The 21,090-nt window shown below is 65.7% G+C and carries 14 protein-coding genes and 1 tRNA gene; 4 read left to right on the forward strand and 11 right to left on the reverse strand.

Going from position 1 to position 21,090, the window contains the following annotated elements; translation table 11 throughout:
• Positions 1 to 7: 7 nt before the first annotated feature.
• Positions 8 to 709 carry a dienelactone hydrolase family protein gene (locus F9B16_RS11355; protein ID WP_151539984.1) on the reverse strand — a complete coding sequence of 234 codons (702 nt, stop codon included), beginning with the start codon at positions 707 to 709 and terminating at the stop codon, positions 8 to 10.
• A 1-nt stretch (position 710) separates the two neighbouring features.
• Entirely contained in the window at positions 711 to 1,163 is a 453-nt protein-coding gene (locus F9B16_RS11360) for a PaaI family thioesterase (RefSeq protein WP_225991549.1), read from the reverse strand.
• Between F9B16_RS11360 and F9B16_RS11365 the strand changes: the two genes are divergently transcribed.
• Positions 1,143 to 2,429: a cytochrome P450 gene (locus tag F9B16_RS11365; protein ID WP_151539985.1), complete on the forward strand. Its 1,287-nt coding sequence runs from the start codon at positions 1,143 to 1,145 to the stop codon at positions 2,427 to 2,429. The genes F9B16_RS11360 and F9B16_RS11365 overlap by 21 nt on opposite strands.
• 43 nt (positions 2,430 to 2,472) lie before the next feature.
• Positions 2,473 to 2,545, forward strand: a tRNA-Lys gene (locus F9B16_RS11370).
• 57 nt (positions 2,546 to 2,602) lie between these two features.
• Here F9B16_RS11370 and F9B16_RS11375 read toward each other — a convergent pair.
• From F9B16_RS11375 to F9B16_RS11385, 3 genes are all read right to left on the reverse strand, one after another.
• A complete protein-coding gene (locus tag F9B16_RS11375; RefSeq protein ID WP_151539986.1) occupies positions 2,603 to 4,129 on the reverse strand; it encodes a site-specific integrase in 1,527 nt (508 codons plus the stop codon).
• Between the two features lie 405 nt (positions 4,130 to 4,534).
• Positions 4,535 to 7,927, reverse strand: a complete 3,393-nt coding sequence (locus F9B16_RS11380; RefSeq protein WP_225991550.1) for a helicase-related protein — start codon at positions 7,925 to 7,927, stop codon at positions 4,535 to 4,537.
• A complete protein-coding gene (locus tag F9B16_RS11385; RefSeq protein ID WP_151539987.1) occupies positions 7,924 to 11,985 on the reverse strand; it encodes an Eco57I restriction-modification methylase domain-containing protein in 4,062 nt (1,353 codons plus the stop codon). The genes F9B16_RS11380 and F9B16_RS11385 overlap by 4 nt, the downstream gene beginning before the upstream one ends.
• A gap of 283 nt (positions 11,986 to 12,268) precedes the next feature.
• Here F9B16_RS11385 and F9B16_RS11390 point away from each other — a divergent pair, with 283 nt between their 5' ends.
• The gene (locus F9B16_RS11390; RefSeq protein ID WP_225991551.1) at positions 12,269 to 13,906 is read left to right on the forward strand and encodes a restriction endonuclease; all 1,638 of its coding nucleotides are present in this window, start codon (positions 12,269 to 12,271) and stop codon (positions 13,904 to 13,906) included.
• A 127-nt stretch (positions 13,907 to 14,033) separates the two neighbouring features.
• On the opposite strand, the gene F9B16_RS11395 is transcribed toward F9B16_RS11390, so the two are convergent.
• The 4 genes from F9B16_RS11395 to F9B16_RS11410 all read right to left on the reverse strand — a co-directional run bounded on the left by F9B16_RS11395 (position 14,034) and on the right by F9B16_RS11410 (position 18,212).
• Positions 14,034 to 15,581 (reverse strand): serine/threonine-protein kinase, encoded by a 1,548-nt coding sequence (locus F9B16_RS11395; RefSeq protein WP_192808725.1) that lies wholly within the window; start codon positions 15,579 to 15,581, stop codon positions 14,034 to 14,036.
• Between the two features lie 409 nt (positions 15,582 to 15,990).
• Positions 15,991 to 17,091: a tetratricopeptide repeat protein gene (locus F9B16_RS11400; protein ID WP_151539989.1), complete on the reverse strand. Its 1,101-nt coding sequence runs from the start codon at positions 17,089 to 17,091 to the stop codon at positions 15,991 to 15,993.
• A 412-nt stretch (positions 17,092 to 17,503) separates the two neighbouring features.
• Entirely contained in the window at positions 17,504 to 17,809 is a 306-nt protein-coding gene (locus tag F9B16_RS11405) for a hypothetical protein (RefSeq protein ID WP_151539990.1), read from the reverse strand.
• Positions 17,799 to 18,212 (reverse strand): hypothetical protein, encoded by a 414-nt coding sequence (locus tag F9B16_RS11410; protein WP_151539991.1) that lies wholly within the window; start codon positions 18,210 to 18,212, stop codon positions 17,799 to 17,801. The genes F9B16_RS11405 and F9B16_RS11410 overlap by 11 nt, the downstream gene beginning before the upstream one ends.
• Before the next feature lie 240 nt (positions 18,213 to 18,452).
• On the opposite strand from F9B16_RS11410, the gene F9B16_RS11415 reads away from it, so the two are divergent.
• Positions 18,453 to 18,950: a hypothetical protein gene (locus F9B16_RS11415; protein ID WP_151539992.1), complete on the forward strand. Its 498-nt coding sequence runs from the start codon at positions 18,453 to 18,455 to the stop codon at positions 18,948 to 18,950.
• A gap of 1,332 nt (positions 18,951 to 20,282) precedes the next feature.
• Here the strand turns inward: F9B16_RS11415 and F9B16_RS11425 are convergent.
• Together F9B16_RS11425 and F9B16_RS52585 are read right to left on the reverse strand one after the other, a co-directional pair.
• The gene (locus tag F9B16_RS11425; RefSeq protein WP_404800491.1) at positions 20,283 to 20,813 is read right to left on the reverse strand and encodes a transposase; all 531 of its coding nucleotides are present in this window, start codon (positions 20,811 to 20,813) and stop codon (positions 20,283 to 20,285) included.
• A 14-nt stretch (positions 20,814 to 20,827) separates the two neighbouring features.
• Positions 20,828 to 21,088 carry a hypothetical protein gene (locus F9B16_RS52585; protein WP_225991560.1) on the reverse strand — a complete coding sequence of 87 codons (261 nt, stop codon included), beginning with the start codon at positions 21,086 to 21,088 and terminating at the stop codon, positions 20,828 to 20,830.
• Between the last annotated feature and the right edge of the window lie 2 nt (positions 21,089 to 21,090).

Below are 21,090 nucleotides of genomic sequence, written 5' to 3' on the forward strand. Positions count from 1 at the left end.
GGCCGCGCTACGAGACGGGCAGGTAGCGGCGGAGGAAGTCCTCCGTGAGCCGCCACGCCCGGTCTGCGGGCTCCGGCTGGTAGAACATCGGCGCCTTCCGGTTGTGGAAGGCATGGCCGCCGTCCTCCTGGACGTGGATCTCCGTCCTGTCCCGTCCGGCGACGGCGCGCTCCACCGCCGCGACGTCCTCCCTCGGGATGAAGTCGTCGGACCCGCCGAAGTGGAACTGCAACGGCGATCGCACCGCGTCCAGCGCTCCGAGCGCACCCGGGACACCGCTGCCATAGAACGAGACCACGGCGTCCGGCTCGGCCCGCGTGGCGAGCAGATACGCCAGCGTCCCGCCGAAGCAGAACCCGAGCACGCCGACCCGGCCATCCACCTCGGGCAGGCCCTTGAGCGCCCCTAGAGCGGCCTCCACGTCGTCCTGGCCCTTGTCCCAGTCGAACTGGGACACCATGGACATCCCCTTGGGCAGGGCCTCCTCGGTGTGCTTCGTCGTCCAGTTCGGCTCGATCCGCCAGAACATGTCTGGGGCGGCCACCACGTAGCCCATGGCCGTCAGGTCTTCGGCCACGGCCTCCATGTACTCGCCCACACCGAAGATCTCCTGGATGAGCAGGATCCCGGGCCCGCGCGCGCTCGCGGGCGTCCACACGTGCAGCCGGAACTCACCGTCCGGCACCTTCACCGTTTCGATTCGGCTCATGTCACCCGATGATCGCGTAAACGGCACTGGCCTGCGCGACGGTCGACGTGTCCGTCGCCATGACGACGTCCGCGAACGCCAGCGTCCGGCCCAGTTTGCCCAGCTTCACCGTCACGAGGACGTCCGTCCCCACCACGGGCCGCATGAACGCGGTGTTGAGCTGAACCGTCGTCATGGGCACGAAGCCGCCCTTGGCCCCCGCTACAGCGATGACCACCGCCGTATCAGCAGCCGCCATGAGCGCCTGGCCCGACATGGCGCCGCCCTCCCGCGCCAGCCGATCCGACCACGGCAACCGCAGCACCGCGGACCCGTCCCCCACCTCCTCTACGACGAGCCCCAACTCCAGCACCCAGGGCGCGAAGTTGTCACGAAGGATCCCGGCAGCGTCCTCAGGCTTCACCGTCACACCGTCATGATGCACGCTGTGGGCATGCACGAGGAGATCTTCCATCCCGCCACCTACGCCACCGGGGTCCCCTACGACGTGTTCAGGAAACTGCGCGCCGAATCCCCGGTCGCCTGGATCCCGGAACCCGCCGTCGGCTCCTGGCCCGCCGGCACCGGCTACTGGGCGGTCTTCTCGCACGCCGACGTGAAACACGTTCTACGGTCCCCCGAGCTGTTCTCGTCCAACCTCGGCGCCACCCAGATCCGCGACCCCGACACGCCCGAGGACCTCGCGTTCGTCCGCGCGATGATGCTCAACCAGGACCCGCCCGACCACTCCCGCCTGCGCCGCATCGTCGCCGCCGCCTTCACCCCCCGCGCAGTGCGCGCCCTGGAGCGGACCATCGACGAACGGGCCCGCGCCCTCATCGCCTCGGCCCTCGGTAAGGAGACCGACTTCGTCGAACTGGCCGCCGACCTGCCCGTATGGACGCTCGCGCACATCATGGGCGTGCCCGACGAAGACCGCCGGCTCCTGTACGACTGGGCGTCCCGCGTCATCGGCTACCAGGACGACGAGTACGCCGGCCTCTCCACCGCGGACGCCGCGTCCATGAGCCCCATGGCCCAGAAGGCCATGCAGTACCGCCCCACCTCGTTCACCCACCCGGACGGCCGCCCCGTCAACCCCCGCTCCTACACCGCCCTGGCGGACATGTTCGCCTACGCCCACGCGCTCGCGGCCGTCAAGAAGGAGAACCCGGGCGGCGACATCATGTCCCGCATGCTCGAGGGCGGCCTCACCGACCACGAGTTCGAGAACATGTTCTTCCTCTTCGCCGTCGCCGGGAACGAGACCCTCCGCAACGGCATCCCCGGCGGCCTGCTCACCCTCCTCGACCACCCGGCCGAACTCGCCCGCCTCCGCGCCGACCCGTCCCTCCTGCCCACCGCCGTCGACGAGATGCTCCGCTACTGGCCGCCCGTCATGGACTTCCGGCGCACCGCCACCCGCGACCTCACCCTCTCCGGCCACGAGATCAAGGCCGGTCAGAAGGTCGTCGTCTACCACGCGTCCGCCAACCGCGACGAGACCGTCTTCCCCGACCCCGACCGCTTCGACGTCTCCCGCACCCCCAACGACCACGTCAGCTTCGGCTTCGGCCCCCACTTCTGCCTCGGCGCCCACCTGGCCCGCACCCAGATGCGCGCCGTCTTCCGCGAACTCCTCCCCCTCCACGTCGAGCGCACCGGCCCCGCCGTCCGCCTCGCGTCCAACTTCCAGAACGGCCTCAAGCACCTCCCGGTCCGGCTCGCCCCCGCCCGGTAACCCCGTCGCGAACCCCGCCCCGCTCTCGGTACGCTTGCTGGACGGGTCGCTAGCTCAATTGGCAGAGCTCCGGACTTTTAATCCGTAGGTTGTGGGTTCGAGTCCCACGCGACCCACTCAACGCATCGCCTACGTGGCTTGCGGATACACGTCACGTGCACGCAGTGGGGGGCTTACTCCTCTTCACCTTGGGAGGACGCGGGGAGGACGGAAGGCCGGGCTTCCAGAGTCGGGATCTTCCTTGGCACCAGTGCCGCAGCGGCTTCGGCGGCTTCGCGGGCGACCTCTGGGAGGACGCTGGTGTAGGTGTCGGCGGTGATGGCGAGCGAGGAGTGCCGCAGCATCGCCTGGACCAGTTTCATGTCCGCGCCACCAGCGAGCATGAGCGTCGCGGCGCCATGGCGAAGATCGTGCAGCCGAATGGGCGGCAGCCCGGCACCGTAGGCCAGCCGGGCGAACCCATCGGTCACGTGATCGGGATGCAATGCCGAGCCGTCCTCCCGCGTGAACACCTTTCCCGACTCCTGCCACGCCTGGCCCCACTCGGCCCTGGACTCGCCCTGCCGACGATGGTGGGCTTTGAGCACGGCAACGGTACCGGAGTCGAGCGGGATCGTGTCGTCGCCCGCGTCGGACTTGGGGTCACCGTCCTCGATCTCCCGGTAGGTGATCTTCACACGGTTCTCCCGGACGGTCAGCGACGCCCCGGCCAAGTCCAGGTCCGACCACACCAGGCCGCACGCCTCCCCGCGTCGCAAACCCCTGAAAGCCATGAGGTGCAACAACGGGTACAGCGGGTGGTCTGCGGCGTGGTCGAGGAATGTCCCGGTCTGTTCGGGCGTCCACACCATCACCCGCGAAGGGCGCGGCAGCGACATCCAGATCTTGAACGCGTTGACCGTACGGCCGCCAGTTCGTTCCCGCTCCGCCAGTTCCCGCTCATAGGCGGTCTGCCATGCGGTGACGCGTTCGGTAGTCCACACCAGCGCTTTGGGCCGCTTGCCTGTTTGGAGCTTGGTCAGCTTCGCCACGTTCACTGCGGTCAGGTCTTGCCGTACCGCATCCGCCAGAGCCGACCGGAGCGTCGCGCAGATGCGCTGCATGGTGGCTGCCCCGACTGTCCGACGGTGCGGCGGAAGCCCGGCGAGTTCAGCGCGAGCGGCTCTGTGCGCGGCCCTGTCCCCGGATCGCCATGCCTGCCGAGCCGCAGCAAGCAGTCGCCGGCGTTCCCCAGCCGCCCACAGGATGCGCTCGTTGTCGGCGTCGATCGCGGCGAACATCTCGTTCAGATGCGCAACGCGTAGCTGGTCCAGTTCGATGTGGCCCAGGTGGGGTTTGAGGTAGTACTCGATGTGCTGCCCATAGGATTTGCGGGTACTCCGGCGCAGGCCGCGGTGGTCGGCGAGCCACTGATCCAGGTATTGCCCGACCGTGTACCGCACGCTCGGGTCCAAGCCGCGCAATGCGCGGCATCGCGCGTCCTCCAGAGCGTTCTCAGCTTCCTCTTGCGTGGTGAACCCGCCCCGGCGGAGCCGACGGCGCTTGCCACCCTGGCCGGCGTCGAGCTCCAGGTAGAAGTACCAGGTACCGTGCCGCGGATTCCAGGCGCCGTCCTCCTGACGCAACTGCGGACAGCGGGAAGCAAGTTCCTTTCCGCCCGCACCACGGCATTTACACCTCTTGTACGTCGACCCCTTCATCGAAACCTGACGCTACATACCAGGTCACGAGCCGAGCCAGCACCTTTGCATCTGAAGGCAGGATACGACTCCACGTGATTGCTCCCCCCGAGCGCGAGGAGGCCTGCGCGTGCCTGCCCAGAACGGCGAGCCCTGATCTCCGGGCCCCGCCCATTATTTTGCCGCCGTTTCAGGAACGCATCAGTTCACGGTCGGGACTGAGGTGCCTCCGGTAGACCGGGCCACAAGGGTGTCCGCCGGACGCATCGCCACCCCAGCGGCTCCTGAACCGGGTGTGGGCGCCGTAGATCTTGGCCAGGTTTGCTGAGTTCATTCACGATGCCCACGACGCTGCGATCGACCGGTGCGAACTTCCCAAGTTGATCAAGGTCAACTCAGATGAGGTGTCCGTGGCACCGGGGAAGCTCATGTCTCGGACTGTGCGTCTAGAGGTCCAAGGCGAGGCGTGATGGCGACCCAGCAGACCAGGTGGACGTCGTCTGAGGTGATGGGCGGGAGGGGGTGTGGTGCGTGCTGGTGCACTAGGCCGAGGCGGTCGGCGAGGTCCGCGACTTGGTCGACGCGATCACGGGGGCTGCCCAGTTGGTTCATGGTGGCGCGGACGGTGCGGAGGATGCGGGGGCTGTAGGGGGCTTGGAGACGTTCGACGAGTTCGTCTTGCTGGTCACCTAGGTGCGCGCCGTGTTGACGCACGAGTTCCGCGGCGTCCCGCATGACCTTGGGGACCGGGCGTTGGAGATTGGCGGGGTCGGTGTTGTGCGTCCAGGCATCAACGATGTGGGCCTTGGCAACCGTCCAGGCGTTGATGGCGGCCTGGTAGACCGCGTCGGGAAATTCGGCCGGGGTGTCGGGGCCGCCTGGGTCGGCTGCGGTCAGGCATGCCAAGGTGTCGTCGATGACGATGGGTGAGCCGTCATCGTCGGGTTCGATGGTCAGGTCGGGGGTGAGCGGGACGTAGCGGAACCAGGGTTTGGGGTGGTCGCCTATGCGTGCGCAGAAGACCAGCCCAGGCTGAACTCCGGTGCGAACGAACCCGGAGCCGCTGCCCCAGGCCAATTCGAGAACCGTTCGGCGGGTCAGGGGGTTGTTCAGGTTGGCGGCGAGCTGGCGTCGGTACTCCTCACCGGACAATGCGGAGGCACCGCCTTCTTCGAGGAGGGTAGCGTCTTCGCGGCGGAGCCGGTCGATCTCGGTTCGGGTCTCGGTGATGCTGACGTCGCGGCCGGTGTAGCCGGGAAGGACCTCGCCCACTCCAGTTGCCGCAGCGGCCTGTTTGAGTTTGCGCTGGAGTTTGTCCTCCAGGCCCAGCAGGCTCTCCAGGTGCCGGTCCGGGAAGAAGCAGCGCAGGTACACCTCGCGGTGGTGGGAGCCGATCCGGTCGATGCGTCCGTGCCGTTGGACCAGCCGCATCGGGTTCCAAGGCAGGTCGTAGTTGATGATGTGGCGGGCCTGCTGGAGGTTGACGCCCTCGGCGAGGACATCGGTGGCGATGATGAGGTCGTAGCGGTCCTCTTCGCCGTCGCCGCCGGCGGTGCGGGGGGCGAATCCGGCGATGACTTCGGCGCGTCCATGCCCGTCGGGACCTGAGGCGGTGGCGAGCCTGGAGCGGTAGCACGCCAACCGGGGGTCGGTCTCGATCGCGGTCTGGAGTTGACCGTGGATGTGTTCGACCGTGTCGGAGTAGTAGGAGAACACAAGGATCTTGCGCTTGTCTCGCTCGTCGTCTTCGGTGATGGCCTCCTCGGCGGCCTGCTGGGTGATGGAGGCGAGTTCCTCAATCAGCGCGATGATCTTGGTGTCGGCGCTGGCGTGGTGTTGCTGGACCTGGAGGTGGAAGGATTTCAGCAGGTCACGGTCGGCTTGGATGGCTCGGCGTAGCGCGGTCACGTCGTAATCGGCGGCGTCTTGGACACCGGCAAGTGTTTCGTCCTGCAGAGCTTCGAGGAAGGCGTCCATCTCGTCGCTGTCGGAGGCCGACCATTCCCGCAGCGCGTCGCCGGTCAACACCTTGCCGTGCTCCAGCGCGGACAGGAACTGTTCGTGGCTGGCGATCATCTTCTCCACGGTGCGCTGGAAGGCGTACGCCGAGGACTCGAAGCGTTTCAGCAGTGCTGAGCGCAGCAGGCCGGCGTTCTGCTGCTCGAACTGTTCCTCGGTGTCACTGTCGAGCCGGAACCTGGAAGGCACGTATCGGGCCAGGCTGAGGACCTCGCTGGGCGCGGTCAGGTTCACCGCCGATTCCGGGTCGTCGTCGGAGTGGGCGCCGAGCGCGGTGGCGAGCTGGTCGAACAGTCCCGGTAGCGCCTCCTCCAGGTCGTAGTCGACCCGACGGACGCGCGGTGTCGGGAAGCTGATCTGACGGGTGACACCATTGATGACGACGCGGTCGCCGGAGTAGTGGTGGCGGACGAATCGGCGGGTACGCCGCACCGCGACCCGGTCAATCACATCGAACAGGTGCTCGGGCGACAGTTCGTCCGGGTGCACGGCCATGGCCCGGTCGAAGTATCCCTTCAACGACGGGATCCCCGAGTCGGCGAACGCGGCGTCGTTGGTCACGAAGTAGGAGATCAGGTTGTAAAGGTCGTACAGGCTGTTGTTGACCGGTGTGGCGGTCAACAACACCAACCTCTTGGGCACCGCTCCCTCGGTGAGGCCCCGCAGCGCTTCGGCCCGCCGTGTGGAGGCATTGCGCAGTGCATGTGCCTCGTCGATGACGACCAGCGCGTAATCGTCCAGCGGCTGCAGCGACGAGCCCACCCGCCCGGCGTCCGCCACCCCCGACACCAACTCGTCATACGACACGACATCGGCTGGCAGGTTCTTCTCCCTCAAGAACGGCCGCCATGTCGAGTCCCGCAGCGTCGCCGGAGCGACCACCAGCGCCTTCTGCCGATTGATGATCACGGCCTCGTGGAGGATCTCACCGGCGATGTAGGTCTTGCCCAGCCCGACCTCATCGGCGACGATCACCCCGTTGAGGCGGTCCATGATCCGCTGCGCCCGCCAGACGCCGTCGGTTTGGAACTCGGTCAACCCAAGCTGTGAGCCACCGCGTGCTGCCGATTCGGCCTCCACTTCCGCGCCGTACAACTCGTACAGCATCCGCAGGAACACATCCCACGGCCGGTGCGGGTTCCACCGCGCCTCATAAAGCGCAGCCAGGTCGAATGGGGTCGCGGCCTGCCACGCCTCTTCGAACCATTCACGGACGGCGGCGACGGTGTCCGGCTGGTACTGGCCGAGGTTGAGTTCCCTGTTACGTGACAGGCCAGCGAAGGTGAAGTTGCTGGACCCTGAGATCACCCCCGGCATTGCGGTCTCCACGATGAACGCCTTGCCGTGCAGGAATCCCGCCTGATAGTGGCGCACTTGCACCCTGCCGGATCGCAGCCATCGCACCAGCCGGCGGGCCGACGAATCGGCGGTGCGGGTGAAACCCAGAAGGTCACGCTCCCGTTCCAGGGCTCGCGCATGCCCCTCGAGCGCCTGCCGTATCCGGACCCGTGATGCCTGACGCCCCACCCCTTCGGCCAGTGGCCGTTCCCGTTGCCGTGGTTCCTCTGGTTCGGCGCCTAGCAACAACCGCACCGATCCCGCCCGCTCCAACTCATCTGCGAGCAGCATGAAGCCGCCCGGGTTGAAGTAGGCCGACGCAATCGCGATCACCGGTGGCTCCACCAGGTTCTGTCGCATCCCGGCAAGCAACACATTGATCGCATCAGCGACCGTCTGCCCTTGTTCGGGATGATTGGTGGCGAACGTCGACCTGAAGTCCCGCCAAGGGGTGGCGGTCATGCCGTCTCCGCCACCGAGTGGGGCGCCCAACGGCCGTATTGGTGTAAGGCCGCCGCCCGCCGGTCATGGCCGTCCCAGCCGCGGTGGAAGGTGGCGAAGACGTGTTCCAGGTCGGCTTGGCTCAGGCCGTACAGGTGGGCGACCACGGCGTCGAGTTCGGCGATGAGGCTGTCACGTTCGACCGGGTCAGCCACTGAGGCGACGGGGACCTCTGCTTCGGCGGCCCAGTCAGCGTATCTGCGGTCGACCGCCGCGAGCCTGCCGGCGATGTGAACGACCCGCTGGCACAGCGCGGCGTTCGGGTCGAATTGCGGGATCGGTGCAGCCCGCATGAACTCGACGGTCACATGTGACTCCACCATTTGCCTGGCGAACCAGTCGAAGGGAATGGCGGAGATGACGCCTAGGACGTAGGCCTGTTGCTTGGCCCCTCCGTCTCGCCAGAAAAAGTAGAAGGCCTGGTGGGTGAGGATGGTCTGCGGTGGCACGAGAGCGGCCACGATGGTGCGGCTGTCGGTGGCCCGGGCCACATCCCGCCAGGCGATCCTGGGAGCCATGCACGGCAGAGTGTTCGGGTCGGCCGCCCACGTCGTCGGCATCCGGTAAAAGGCCGATTTCCTCGTTCGGACCTGGTTGGCGCGACGGGCTTGAAGAACGTCGGTGATGTGTGCGGGGTCTGCCCACGCGTACACGGTCCCCATTTCGGGATTCCATCGTTCGAAGGATTCGCCCTTGTAGACTGGCCATAGTCCTGGGGCGCAGTCGAACCGGAAGTGGTGCTTGTCGTCGGTGGCGTTGAGTTCGCGAAGCCCCCGGACGTGCCAGCCCGGGCCCGGCTGGTCGAGCCGGGGATGCTCCCGGATGGTGAGGAAGACTCGGAGGGCATCGGCGTCGGGCAGCAGGGGGATCGCAGCCGGTTCCGACCAGTCCAGTAGGGCGTCGACCGGCAGTTCGTCGGCGGCGTTCACCGTTCCGGCATGGAAGCTGGCAAGGTTGTGGAAGGGGCCGCGCAGCGGGAGTTGTCGTCCCGGTTCGGGTGAACGGTCTACGCGCAGGGCGACCAACCCGATGGTGTACTGCGGATGGACGTCATCGAACACCCACCGGCCCGTGTTGGTGAGCGTGGTGAGGTCAGTGACCGTTCCTTCGCGGAGGACGACCTGACGCCAATCAGCCATTCCGCTGGCTTCGAGTGCCTTGCGGGGAAGCACCACCCCGATACGGCCGCCGTCGCGGGTCAGGTGCCACATCCGCCACGCGAACGCCTTGTACAGGTCGGGCCTGCCGGCTGTCATCCCTGGGTACGGCCCTTTCGCCAGGGCTGACTTGACGAGTTGCATCGCGTCCGTCTGCCGACGGTATTCCTGCGCGAGGTCGGGCCGCTCGCGGCGGATGCGTTCCATCTCCTGGTTGGCTTGGGCCGGGCTCAGGCTCCGCAGGCCAGGGAAGTGCGGCGCGTAGAACGAATGCTCTTCGACCTGGAGTTTTTCCCACGGGGGGTTGCCGAGAAGCACGTCGAATCCGGGCCGGTCCCTTAGGAAGACTTCGGGGAACCTCGCTGGCATGTGGGCGACGAGCATCTCCTCCATCCGGGTGCGGATGTCGGCGGTGTTGCCTTCCGTGATCGCCTGGTCAGGGGTGGCGATGTTGGTGAGGAGCCCGAGGCGCACCGCGATGGCCGCGTTGAACAGGGCGGTGGCGTCCGTGGCTTCCGAGAGCGCCTCGTTGTAGGTGCGGGCGGCCGCATGCACTTCTTGCTTGGTGGCCTCCGCTGTGCGGGCCACACGCACCAGTCGGCTTCGTGCCGTTTCCAGGGCATCGCGGATGGGCTCGTCGAAGATGCTGATGGTGGCGCCGCCAGTGTCCGGGTCCAAGACCTCCAGCACTTCGTCGATGGTGCCGATGCCTGTCAGGCTGTTGCCCTGAACCAGTCCGTGGTCCAACGACGACATGGGCAGCCCGGGTATGAAGGTGTGGATCCACACTGCCAGCCGAGCCAGTTCGACCGCCATCAGGTTCAGGTCCAGGCCGTAGATGCATCGGCGGGCGACCTGGCGGCGCAGGAGTGTGGACCACTCAATCTCCACGCCGCCCGCTTGATCGCCGAGAGCTTCGCGGGCGGCGTTGCCCAGCCGGGTCAGTTCGTCGTGGACTGCGGGGATGGGGTGCTCGGCCACGAAAGAGGTGAATCGGATGGCGATCCGGTCGATTGCGGCGACCAGGAAGTGCCCCGATCCCATGGCCAGGTCCGCGACCCGGAAGTCAAAGAAGGCGTCGGCTGCTGCAGCTTCGTCGCCGGCGTCCAAGAGGCCACGGACTCTGTCCAGGTGGCCGGCGAGCGCGGGCTCCAGCGCATGGTCCAGCAGGTGGTCCACAGCGAATGGCTTAGTGAAGTAGGAACCGGTCGACTTGCGCACACCCGACTTGTTGTGGGGGTACACCTTGCCAGCGGGAACCTCGACGGTGTCACCGTCTCCAGCAGGCAGGTACTTACCTTTGGCGTCGATCGTGAGCGCTGTCGGAGCCAGTGACAGCGATGACTCCAGAAGCCCCTCGTAGATGGTGCCGAACTCCCGCACGGACAGCGACCGGAAGTCCACCGGCCCTTGGGTGCTATCCTCCCCGCTATCCACCAGCAGCGCCCGCAGCGCGGGTCCGAATTCGGCATCGGTCAGTCGGAGGTCGGTCAGGGCGGCGCCGGACGGGTTGCGTTGCGGATCACGGGAGAACAGGCCGCCGTTGTAGGCGGGGACATCCCATCCGCGGTTGCCCTCATCGACTGCACGCCACACGGTGAGGATGTCGTCCCATAGCGACGTTGCGGCTGGATCGAACCGCGGGTCGGGTTCAGCTGCGAACTCCTGGGCCAGCGTCTTGACTGCGTGGCGGCTATAGCGGGGGTTACGCCCGTAGGGCAACAGGTCGCGGTCCTCGGCGTAGGCGAGGAACAGCAACCGGAACAGGATGAGCAAGGTGCGGTGGTAGGCCTCTGCCAGCTCGTCCTCGGAGGTGGCCCCCATCCGGCCGGCGATCGCGACCGCCAAGCCTGGGACGACGTCGCGGTAAATCCGTTCCCGCAGGCGAGTCCCCAGGTCCGCGGCGAAGTTCGCTGACGCTGACAGGATCTGGTCGACGGTGCCACCGGGCTGTAGCGCTGCCGGTGAGAAGAACAACTGCAGGTACCCGGCGTCCTCCGGCGGTAGAAGCGCCAGATCCAGCTCGGCATAAGTCTCGCTAGGGCTCTTCCGGCCAACCCCGATATCGGGCTCGACCGGGTGAATGCGGATCTGGCTACCCCGCAACACAATCACCCACCGGACGTTCTCGCGTTCAGCCAGCCATCTAGCGTGCGCGACGGGCGACTGCGAGCCGAAGCGGGCACCCGGCCGATCAAACAACTCGCTCTCGTCCAGCAGAACAGCTATCGCCCGCGATGTCCCCTCGTCCGTGAGCAGGAGCGCGTTCGAGCCGCGCGGTACATTGGTATGGCCGAGCGCCCGGATCAACTCCAATCCGGTCATTCCAAGAAGCGGCGTGGCCACCTGGCATGCCTGCGGCCAGTCAGCTCGCTGCGGTACTCCTTGGCGCAGTTCGTGAGTGGCGAACAGTCCCCGGTTCACTAACCCAGGCGTGAGCTGGTCTTTGATGCCGGTCAGCAGCCGTTCCAGCGTTCGGGCTGCAGCATGCCGGTTCGGCTCGGCAAGAGCTACGGCACAGATCCGCTCCACACGGTCGGCGTCCAGTCGTGGGATGACTGCGGGGTCTCCGGTGATGCCGCATACGGTCGCTTCAACCCCATTGAGAGCCGGATACAGGACGACCAGCAGCACCGGGGAGGGCCGGTTGCCATGACGCAGTCTCCACAACCGCCGAACATCGTCCGCTCTCGGTGGCCCGCTGGAGTACGCAACCGCGATCTCCAGCGCCGAGCCGCCCCGGCCGAGCAGAACCTTTTCTGCGGTCAGTGCGACAGGACCACTATGTGGTTTGAGCCAGGACAGCGAACCGGCGTCAACATCCTCCAAGAACCGTTCCGCGCGTCCTGCCGCGTCCGCCACGCCCGCTCCCTTGCTCACACTGCCAGGTGCGCCGCATCATGTACCAGTCGAAAGCAGAAAAGAAGACGGAAACCACATAAGGACATCAGGTGGACAAAATGCTGTCTATAATCTAGCGAGACATTTCGGTCCTTCCGAGACAGCAAAAAGGGACAGGAGTGGGTGTAGTAGCCTGGCCAATGTCGGCCATTACCTCGCTCTCTTGGTTTGGAGTGTCGGTTGCGAATTCCTGCCGGGTACATCCGGGCTGACGGGTGATGGCGGCATGGCTGGCGGAGGTCTAATGGCCAAGCGTGGTGGGATGTGGGCAGATCTACAGCGCGAGCGTGCGCGTCGGCAACGGCTCCAGCAGCAACTGGAGCGATCCCACCAGCAGGCAGCCGACCGGGCGCGTCGCGAACGAGACAAGGCCCGCCGCGAAGCCGAGCGGAGAGCCGCAGCCAACGAACGTGAGCGTAAGAGGCTCTACATCGAGCAACGGCAGGCAGAGGCCGAGGAGATGGGCGCCGAACTCGACGCCCGTGTGCACAAGCTCGAAAGCCTGTTGGCGCTGGGTCTCAACGATCAGCTGCCGCCGACCTTCGTCTCCTTCAAACGAGACATCGAGCCCCCACCGTTTGATCCACAGGGTTTGGACCAGCCCATTCCTGAGCCGAGCTTCGCTGACATGGCGCCTCTACCGCCAGGAGCATTGGGACGACTGCTCGGCAAGGGGGCGCGATACGAGCGCGAGCTTGAGACCGCGCACCAGGAACATGAACGACGCCGCTCGCAGCATGCGCAGGCGGAAGCCGACCGACGGAGGCGACTCGCGGACCTGCGTACCTCACACGAAGGCCGCGTCCGGGAGGCGGCCGAGCAGGTCCGACGACACAACGCCGAAGTCGAGCAGTTCGAGCGCGATTTCTATGCCGGCGCCCCAGAGGCCGTGGCCCAATACTTCACTCTGGTCCTGGATGCGGTCACCTACCCTGAAGGATCTCCGCACCGGTCACGCATCCTCTACCGGCCAGAGTCCAAGGAACTGGTCATCGACTACGAGCTTCCTGCCCAGAGCGTGATTCCCGTCGAACGGTCCTACAAGTACATCCAGAAGCGAGATGCCATCGATCCAATCAGTCGGCCGGCCAAGGAGATCAAGGAACGATACGCCTCGGTCATCGCCCAGGTGGCTCTGCGCACGCTGCACCACATCTTCGCCGTCAACGTCCCCGACATCGTTGCGGCTGCCACCTTCGGCGGCTATGTCCGAGCCAAGGACAAGGCCACCGGCCAGCCGATCAGGCCCTATTTGATCAGTGTTAGCGCGACCAGGGAAGCCTTCGATGAGCTGGTCCTGGCCGATCTGGATCCTGTCGCCTGTGTCAAGCAGAAACTGGGGGCGCTCGTCTCGCCGCACCCGTACGACCTGGAGGCTGTCAAGCCCGTGGTCGATTTCGAGAACCTGCTCAAGCAATTCGCGTTCGTTGAGGGCATGGACGCGGCCGCCGGGCTGGACAGCCGTCCGGACCTGATCGACATGACACCGGTTGAGTTCGAGCACCTGGTGCGGCAGCTCTTCGAGGCCATGGGCATGAAGTCATGGGTCACCCAGGCTTCCAAGGACGACGGCGTCGATGGCGTTGCCACCAACGAGGACCCCATCTTCGGTGGACTGTGCATCATCCAAGCCAAGCGTTATCGGAAGGCTGTCGGTGTCGATGCCATCCGCGAACTTGCGGGGACGATGGAGGATAAGCACGCCACCAAGGGCATCATGGTGACCACCTCGTGGGTGACCAAGGGCGGGCACGAGCACGCCAACCGGCACGGCCGAATGCAGATCATCGAACACGAAGAGTTGAAGTACCTACTCAAGGAGCACCTCGGGCTCGACGTGCTCATCAGCCTTCCTAAGCAGCCGCCGAAGGGTCGCAAGTGAAAGGCGTAGGCCTCCACACCTCCAAAAAAGACCAGGCCGCTTTCCACTGCGGAGACCGCCAAACGGCGCTTGTGTCCAACTGGCCCCGTTTATGGATCCGGGCGAGTTAGTTCACGCGCGGCACCATCTACGTCTTGAAGATCACTTTCCCGCGGTTCGAGTCGGCCGCGATCTCCAAGATCAAATCATTTGGATCATTGACTCCGAAGGCGATACTCCAGGCAACTTCACGTCCCGGCAGCAACGAGGTGTTTGGGTTGCCAGAAAGCATATACTTATCCGGTCGGCCGGAGTCGAATACTTGCTGCATTTCTCGGTTCGCATTCTGCAGCGTCGCATAGAACGACGAGGGGCTGTACGGCTTCGAAGTTCGATTGGTCACCGTGATCGCGAACATTACATAATACTTGGTCTTCATGGACACCGCCGCGAAGGCGGTCGGAGTTATGCGCTCAGGCTTGCCGATACGGACCGTCAGCTTATCCGAGTATACATATGTTTTGCCGAAGTCGAGGATGATCCCACTGCCGCTCGAGGTGCCGGGATCCGGCCGGTTTCCGATGTCGGCACCATTGGGGGCTATCCCTCCAACTTCCTTGGAGGTCCCATCGGACGTCTTGGCGCCGGTGTCTTTGCGGCTGCCTGCAGGATCAATCACGAAAGTCAATGGAACGCTCACGGCCACAATGGCCGCTGCTGCTGTTGCGAGCAAGGCCCGCCGTGACCACCGGCGTCGAGGGCGTTCTTTTGCCTGGTCGCCTGACAAAAAAGGTGATGACGGAGGAAGTAGTTGGGCTGTCGCGCCAAACTGAGCGGACCTGATCGAACTGCGGACCTGCTCCTGCGAAGTTGGCGTATGGAGTCCGATCATGCGATGCAGGCTGGAAAGGACGTCAGCGGCTTGCTCGGGACACTGGCTCGGTTCCTTTGCCAGTAGCCCCAGGACGAGTTGGTCCATGGCGGCAGGTATATCCGGCCGAATCTCACTTGGCGGGATCGGCGTCATGTTGAGATGCTGGCCCATCAACGCTGGTGTTGATGGGCCAGGGAAAGGAGGCCGTCCGGTGAGGAGAGCATATAGAAGACCACCGAATGCGTACAGGTCCGTGCGTTGGTCGACGGCCTGACCCAGCCATTGCTCGGGCGCCATGTAGGTGGGAGTGCCGGCAGCCTGCCCACTGAGGGTGTGGGTGGCCGATGCATCGGCGATGTGAGCTATGCCGAAGTCGCAGATCTTGACATGGTCCCCGTCCAGAACCATAACGTTAGAGGGTTTGAGATCTCGATGGACTATTCCGAGCTCATGGGAGGTCGCCAGTCCGTCGGCAACCTGTGCTCCCAGCGCGTGCGCTCGCGCGAACATAAGTCCCTCTGGGTGTTCGGCGATCTCTCGTTCCAGGCTCACACCCTCTAGGAACTCCATTACCAGGTACCATTGGCCGCAGTATTCTCCGAAGTCGTCGACGGTGGTGATGCTCGGGTGCTTCAGCCGGGCGGCAATACGCGCTTCCTGTCGGAACTTGCTTAGCCAAACAGGACTGGTAGCCGCGACCTCTGGGTGCAGCACCTTGACCGCTACCGGGCGATCCCGCAGCAGGTCGACGGCCCGCCACACCTTCCCGAAGCCGCCTCCACCGAGAACGTGCTCCAGCCGATACCGTCCGGCGATCTCCACTCCAGACTCCACCCCGGACCCCCTCATATGCCACCCCAAGAAGGTGGACGACCAGCGCAAACGATACGGTTGCGACAAACCGTATCGAACCTGTTGTTCGTTCAAGAAGCCAGGAGCCTCGCATCCCCGGCTCGGCGGCGAACCCGCCAGCAGGCCACACCTCACCTCCATGCCGTGGCGAATCAAGTACAGTAAGTCACCTCGTGATGTTGTGGTCCAGACTCCGGCGATCAGCTCCATTTCGACACTGCGCTTGCCGATGACGCCAGCGCCGCAGTCACGCGCCACGCCGACCACCAGTCAGCAAAGCGAATCGCTTGTCCGTGCGCATCAACGGAGCACTAGCGTCGCCCCCTGAACTACCGATATCCCAGACCGCAACTCGTTAACGACCCAGATGGAAGCCCGCTCATTCAACCGATGGCAGCTTGCGCTGACACCGTTCCAAACGTTTGCGGAGGCGCTCCTGCACGCTCATCTTTTCGAGCGGAACGCGCAAGGCTTGGGTGAGCGCCGCAGCCGCTTCAGAGTAAAGTCCTTGCTTGACGAGCCATATACTGAGTCGATCTATGGCCTTCGGGTCAGTGCTCCCTGCAGCGACGGCTCTCCGGTAGGAAGCAACCGCCTCGTCAATGTTTTCAGCCTTTTCCGCCCGAAGCCCATTGTCAGCCGCCAAGACGGCAACTGTCCCATCATCGCCCTGATTTACCGCCAACCTCTCCAACGCCACCCGTAGAGCCGATCCGCTGAACGCGCGAAGCTTGCCGTGGCGGTCTTCTCCGTAGGAGACGCGGAGGAGATGCGCCGCTACGGCCGGTCGGGCAAGAACTGGAACACGGGCGTAAAGATCAAGAAGCATGGGAGCGTACGGTGCCGCGCATACATACTCGAACAACTCCACCCAGGCGTCGGCGATGCCACGCTCGACATGCAGGGCGCTCACGTAAGCCCTCAGCGTGTCATCACGCCGGCCCTTCTGATAGCGGGTGCAGCGTGCCAGCGCCAGCCACGCACGCGCCACCCACGGGTCCGCCGCCGAACCCAGGCGAGTGACCAGATCGCTTGCCCTGCGCTCCAGACCAGGCCATACCTCAGGAGTCCGCTCCTCAAAGCGCTTGTTGGTCTCGGTAGCGCACTCGGCCTCAACGGTTTCAAGGCGCCCCCGCGCCACCCGATCACAACCGGCGAGGACCGGAGCCGGCTGGTCGAGCCAACCGAACAGGCCCGCCACACTCCTGGCCATCTCCGGAACACTGGCCAGCAACTCATGCGGTAGCCCCAACGGCTGGAGGTCGAGCAAGAGCACCACCTGCTGACCGTGTTCGAAGTCGTAGAACTCGGCCGGACACGACGGCAACCGCCCACCGTTAGCACCGGCAAATGCCAGCACCGCCCGATGCACCTGCGCGCTCGCCTCAGCTGACAGATATCCGACCAGGTACGTCTGCACGTATACAACCACCGCCGTCGGATAGCGCGAATGCGAAGGCGCCGGAACCAGCACCGCCATCCATACCCCATCGCCCCCTGGATCGGTCGCGGCGGCTCGCACCGCCTCCTGATGAAACGACTCCCCGACAACCTCGACCTCAACATGCCCCGGCATCCAGGCCGGAGCGGCGACCAGTCGAGGCAACCGTGCGGGCATCTCAGCAGGCGGATCCACAACTGGCCATCCGTACACGGCACCACCCCACGCACCTCTCACAACCCTGAACCCTTGCCCGGTGTAGACGCGCCACCAGTCCCACCGGTTGTCACACAGACCGCCGGATGACCTGCGCAGATGAGATCTCACCGCATACCGCCTCGAGGAGGACGGCGTGCAACCGTATGTCGATCCGGGCGAACAGCCCGCGGCCGTCCACAGCGACATACGGACCGGCCCGCGTCTCCACGGACGATTGCCTTTTCGCAGGCGCTCAATGCACATCCACGTAGTCGGTCGGCTTGTTGGAGGCGAGGTAGGTGAAGCTGCCCTTGTAGGCGGCCGTCCAGGTGCCGTCCTCGAACGCCTTGAACGTATTGCTGAACCACCCGTGCTCGCGGTCTTCACCACGGCCATCTGCGTCCAGGTACAGGCCGGTGATGACGGTGGGACGCCGGACGTCCAGCGTGTCCGCCGCGGTCTGGGCATCCTCGAGAAAAGGGTCACCACTCGCAACGACCGTGAGGGGCCCCGGCCTGTCGGCCGCGAAATGGGAGGTGAACGTGCCGTCAGCCGCCATCGGCCCCAGCGGGAGGTTCGCCACGGTTGCGCCCCGACCCGACGACCGCCGCGAGCTGGACGCCCGGTGCGGGCACCAGGCCCGCAGCGCCGTGCCTCAGCAGCTTCCCCTGGACGGTCACGTCGGCGCCGGTCGCCACCGGTTGCGCCGTCGTAACCGGTTGCGCCGTCGTCACCCGCGCGGACAGTTGCGTCGCCTGCTTGGTGACGGTGGCTCCGGTGACCTGGCCAGTTGCGCAGTCGGCCCCGTCCGCCGCATAAGAAGCGGTCACCGAAGATCGGCCTGTCGAAGTGAACGTGAACGATCCGTCCGAGCCGACCTGCGTGGTGAAAGCACCGCCGTCGCTGTAGATCTTGGCGTTGGTCACCGATTCGGGCGTGGCCTCACCCGACGTCTGCACCACGAGGCGACCGTGGAGGGTGAAGTCCGGGTGGTCGGCGTCGATGACCGGCAGCCTCCGCGTGCCAGCCGATTGACGGTTCCCACTGCACAACGCGTCCGCACTGCACGGCCTCCCTCCGTTCTCTCCGACCAGCGAGGGGCTCAGGTTCCGCGTCTGGTTCTTCCGTCCCACAGATCCTCCGCAGAACGCCCCATACTCCTAGAGTTGGGGGAGAAAGCCAGAGAAGTCGAGGAGCTGGGCGTGGGCAGTAAGAGCGAGGCCGAGATCAAGCGGACGCTGGGCATCGACTCGTGGCGGAACCTGTCCAAGGACAAGATGCTCAGGTTCGCGGCGATGATGCCCGACCTCGACACCGAGGTGGCCATCAAGATCATCGAGCAGTTCCCGATGTTCAAGGAGTTCGCCACCGAAACTCTGAGCGCACTGGAGCGGACGCACTCCTCCGCGCTCATCGCCAACAAGCACAGCCAGGACGCCTTCCACGAGGCGTGCCGGGAGATCCGGGAGATCCTCAAGGGGCAACTCACCCCCGACCTGCCCTTCGAGGACAGGAAGTACATCATCGACAAGCTCATGGAGTTGTCTCGCATGGAGTCTGAGAAGGACTCCGAGAACAAGAAGTTCCTGTCGGAGAATTTCAAGATGGCGGCCTTGGGGGCCACCGCCCTCCTCGCAGCGGGCGTCGCCGTCCTCGGCGGCAAGGCCGCGCTCGACAACCGTTCCGGATCCGATAGCTGACCAGCCCGCCAGCCCGGTAGGCGAGGCCGCCGAGCAAACCACTAGATCACCAACGGCCCATGGCGGCTCGTTGTCGGCTCGGCGGTTCCGAAACGAATCAGCACGCCGCGGTATTGGTCGGCATGGAAATCGGGCTCGATGCGGACAGGCCAGCATGGAATGCCATCCAGAGCACCGCGCTGACATGGCAATTTCGGCTTTTAATCCGTAGGTTGTGGGTTTGAGTCCCACGCCACCCACCACCCCTGACCAGGGCGAACGCGGCTTCTGCGACCTTTGGTGATCATGCCTTGGGCCGGGCTGAGGCCGCCCTGGGGCCGCCATGCCCGCAGGCCAAGCTGAACACCCCCATGTCCGCCCGATCCTGGCGGAGGGCAAGGCCGAGTTCCCGCGCCGAGCTGCTCGCAGCCGGCGGGCCTCCGGTATGCGGTTAGTCCCTTCGCAGGTCGACGGGCAAGGACAGGGAGCGGAGGCTCTCGATTACGCCGCAGAAGCCGCGTTATCGACGCGAATCCGAACAGCAGGCCGAGCCCGGATGCGGTGCCACGCCGGTTCGGGGCGCGAACCGGTCGACCGGCGCCGCACCGGGCCCACCCGGGTATGGCTCGCCGCCAACCGTCGGCGCCTGGCCAGAGCACGGCCCCGGCGCTGGGTGGTGCCAGGCACCACACCAGCCGCGCGGACCAGGTACGCGGCGGCGGTCTTCTCCGCCGCGGTGTGCGCGACCTCAGGTAGCACGGAAGGGCCGAGGAACTGCTGGCGCGCGTTCTTCGAGAGACCGTGATCCTCATCGGCACCCGCATCTACGTGCTGGCGCAGCACACCCGCCGCATCCGGATACGTGGCGCCACCTCTCACCCGACCGCCTCGTGGGTGACTCAGGCGGTGCGGAACCTGGTCATGGATCTGGAGGGGACGTGGACGGCAGACCAGGCCGCTGCACTCGCCGAACGGTCGCGCGCGGCCGGCTTGTTCCGGAAAACCGTACCCGCAGCCGGATGGAACGGACGGTCGGTGGGCGACCCGCCCGCTTGGGTGCGGAGCGAGCGGCATGCCAGCCCGCAATCAGGTCCTGGTGTCAGTGCAACACCGTGTCCGGCCGCACCAGTAACCGCAGCCGCCGTAACACGCGGGGGCGGAGTCGGTGCAGCAGCGCCCCAAGCAGTGCCCAGTCGGGGACGGTGGTCCGCACCCGTGCGCCGTCGAGTTGGCGCTCCACACCGATGACCTGGTGTCTCAGCACCAAAATCGCGGCGTCCTTGTCGGCCCAGGCCCGATCGGGTCGGGTTCGAGGACGGCCGCGCCCCCGCCGGGCAATGCGGACGCCGGCCATCACGGCTTCGAACTGCGGGCGTCCCCCCGCTCCACAGCCATCACCACCAGCGACAACGGCTTGCGCCCCTGCTCGCAGGCCAGGTGCACCTTGGTCGACAGTCCACCACGGGAGCGTCCCAGCGCATGATCACCCGGCCCGGTAGCCGCACCACCCGGTGGCTCGCGCTGCAGGTCACCGCACTGGCGGGCTCCGGCGGCGTGTTGGTGCGCCCGCCTGATCGTGGAGTCGACGCCGACGTCCCAGCCGATCAGTCCAGCCGCGTCAGCGCGGGTTCCAGCCCGGCCAGGATCCGCGCCCGAACGCCATCGCGCTGCCAGCGACGAAAACAACCCACAGACCGCCTGCCAGGAGCCGTGACAGGCAGGCACGTCCCGCCACGGCGAGCCGGTCCGCACCCGCCCGCGGACCCCATCGATGAGCTGCCGTTTAGTCCACTTCGACGGCCGACCCGACCACCGTGCAACGAGCGGTTGCCTGTGCTTGGTGCCATTCTCGATGGCGACGCGAATGCTGGTCGGTCGGCACATTCGCCGGCCGGGTTTCAACGGGGTCGTGAGGCGATGGCGGTGACCCAGGCTTGTGCGAACATCGCGCTTGCGCTGGTGGCCCAGTCACGGAGCCGGTGAGCGTGGGCGGTCTGTCCCGCGGCGTCGAGTTGGACCGCGAGATAGTCGGCGATGCGGGACGGGTCGGCATAGCGTTCGTAGTGGACGTCCAGGTGGCATTGCTCGAATCCCGCATCGAGCAGGTAGTCCCTGAGTTTGTGGCCGACGAAGGGGTCTCCGCCGTTGGCTTGCTGCAAGC

Source organism: Actinomadura montaniterrae (assembly GCF_008923365.1).
In the GTDB taxonomy this organism is placed as follows: domain Bacteria; phylum Actinomycetota; class Actinomycetes; order Streptosporangiales; family Streptosporangiaceae; genus Spirillospora; species Spirillospora montaniterrae.

What these genes read in the sequence shown, in the direction of transcription:
- F9B16_RS11405 (WP_151539990.1), bottom strand. Translation starts at nt 17,809, where the DNA reads ATGGCGGCTGACGGCACGTTCACCTCCCATTTCGCGGCCGACAGGCCG.
- F9B16_RS11390 (WP_225991551.1), top strand. Translation starts at nt 12,269, where the DNA reads ATGGCCAAGCGTGGTGGGATGTGGGCAGATCTACAGCGCGAGCGTGCG.
- F9B16_RS11365 (WP_151539985.1), top strand. Translation starts at nt 1,143, where the DNA reads ATGCACGAGGAGATCTTCCATCCCGCCACCTACGCCACCGGGGTCCCC.
- F9B16_RS11375 (WP_151539986.1), bottom strand. Translation starts at nt 4,129, where the DNA reads ATGAAGGGGTCGACGTACAAGAGGTGTAAATGCCGTGGTGCGGGCGGA.
- F9B16_RS11425 (WP_404800491.1), bottom strand. Translation starts at nt 20,813, where the DNA reads ATGTGCCGACCGACCAGCATTCGCGTCGCCATCGAGAATGGCACCAAG.
- F9B16_RS11400 (WP_151539989.1), bottom strand. Translation starts at nt 17,091, where the DNA reads ATGGCGGTGCTGGTTCCGGCGCCTTCGCATTCGCGCTATCCGACGGCG.
- F9B16_RS11355 (WP_151539984.1), bottom strand. Translation starts at nt 709, where the DNA reads ATGAGCCGAATCGAAACGGTGAAGGTGCCGGACGGTGAGTTCCGGCTG.
- F9B16_RS11380 (WP_225991550.1), bottom strand. Translation starts at nt 7,927, where the DNA reads ATGACCGCCACCCCTTGGCGGGACTTCAGGTCGACGTTCGCCACCAAT.
- F9B16_RS11360 (WP_225991549.1), bottom strand. Translation starts at nt 1,163, where the DNA reads ATGGAAGATCTCCTCGTGCATGCCCACAGCGTGCATCATGACGGTGTG.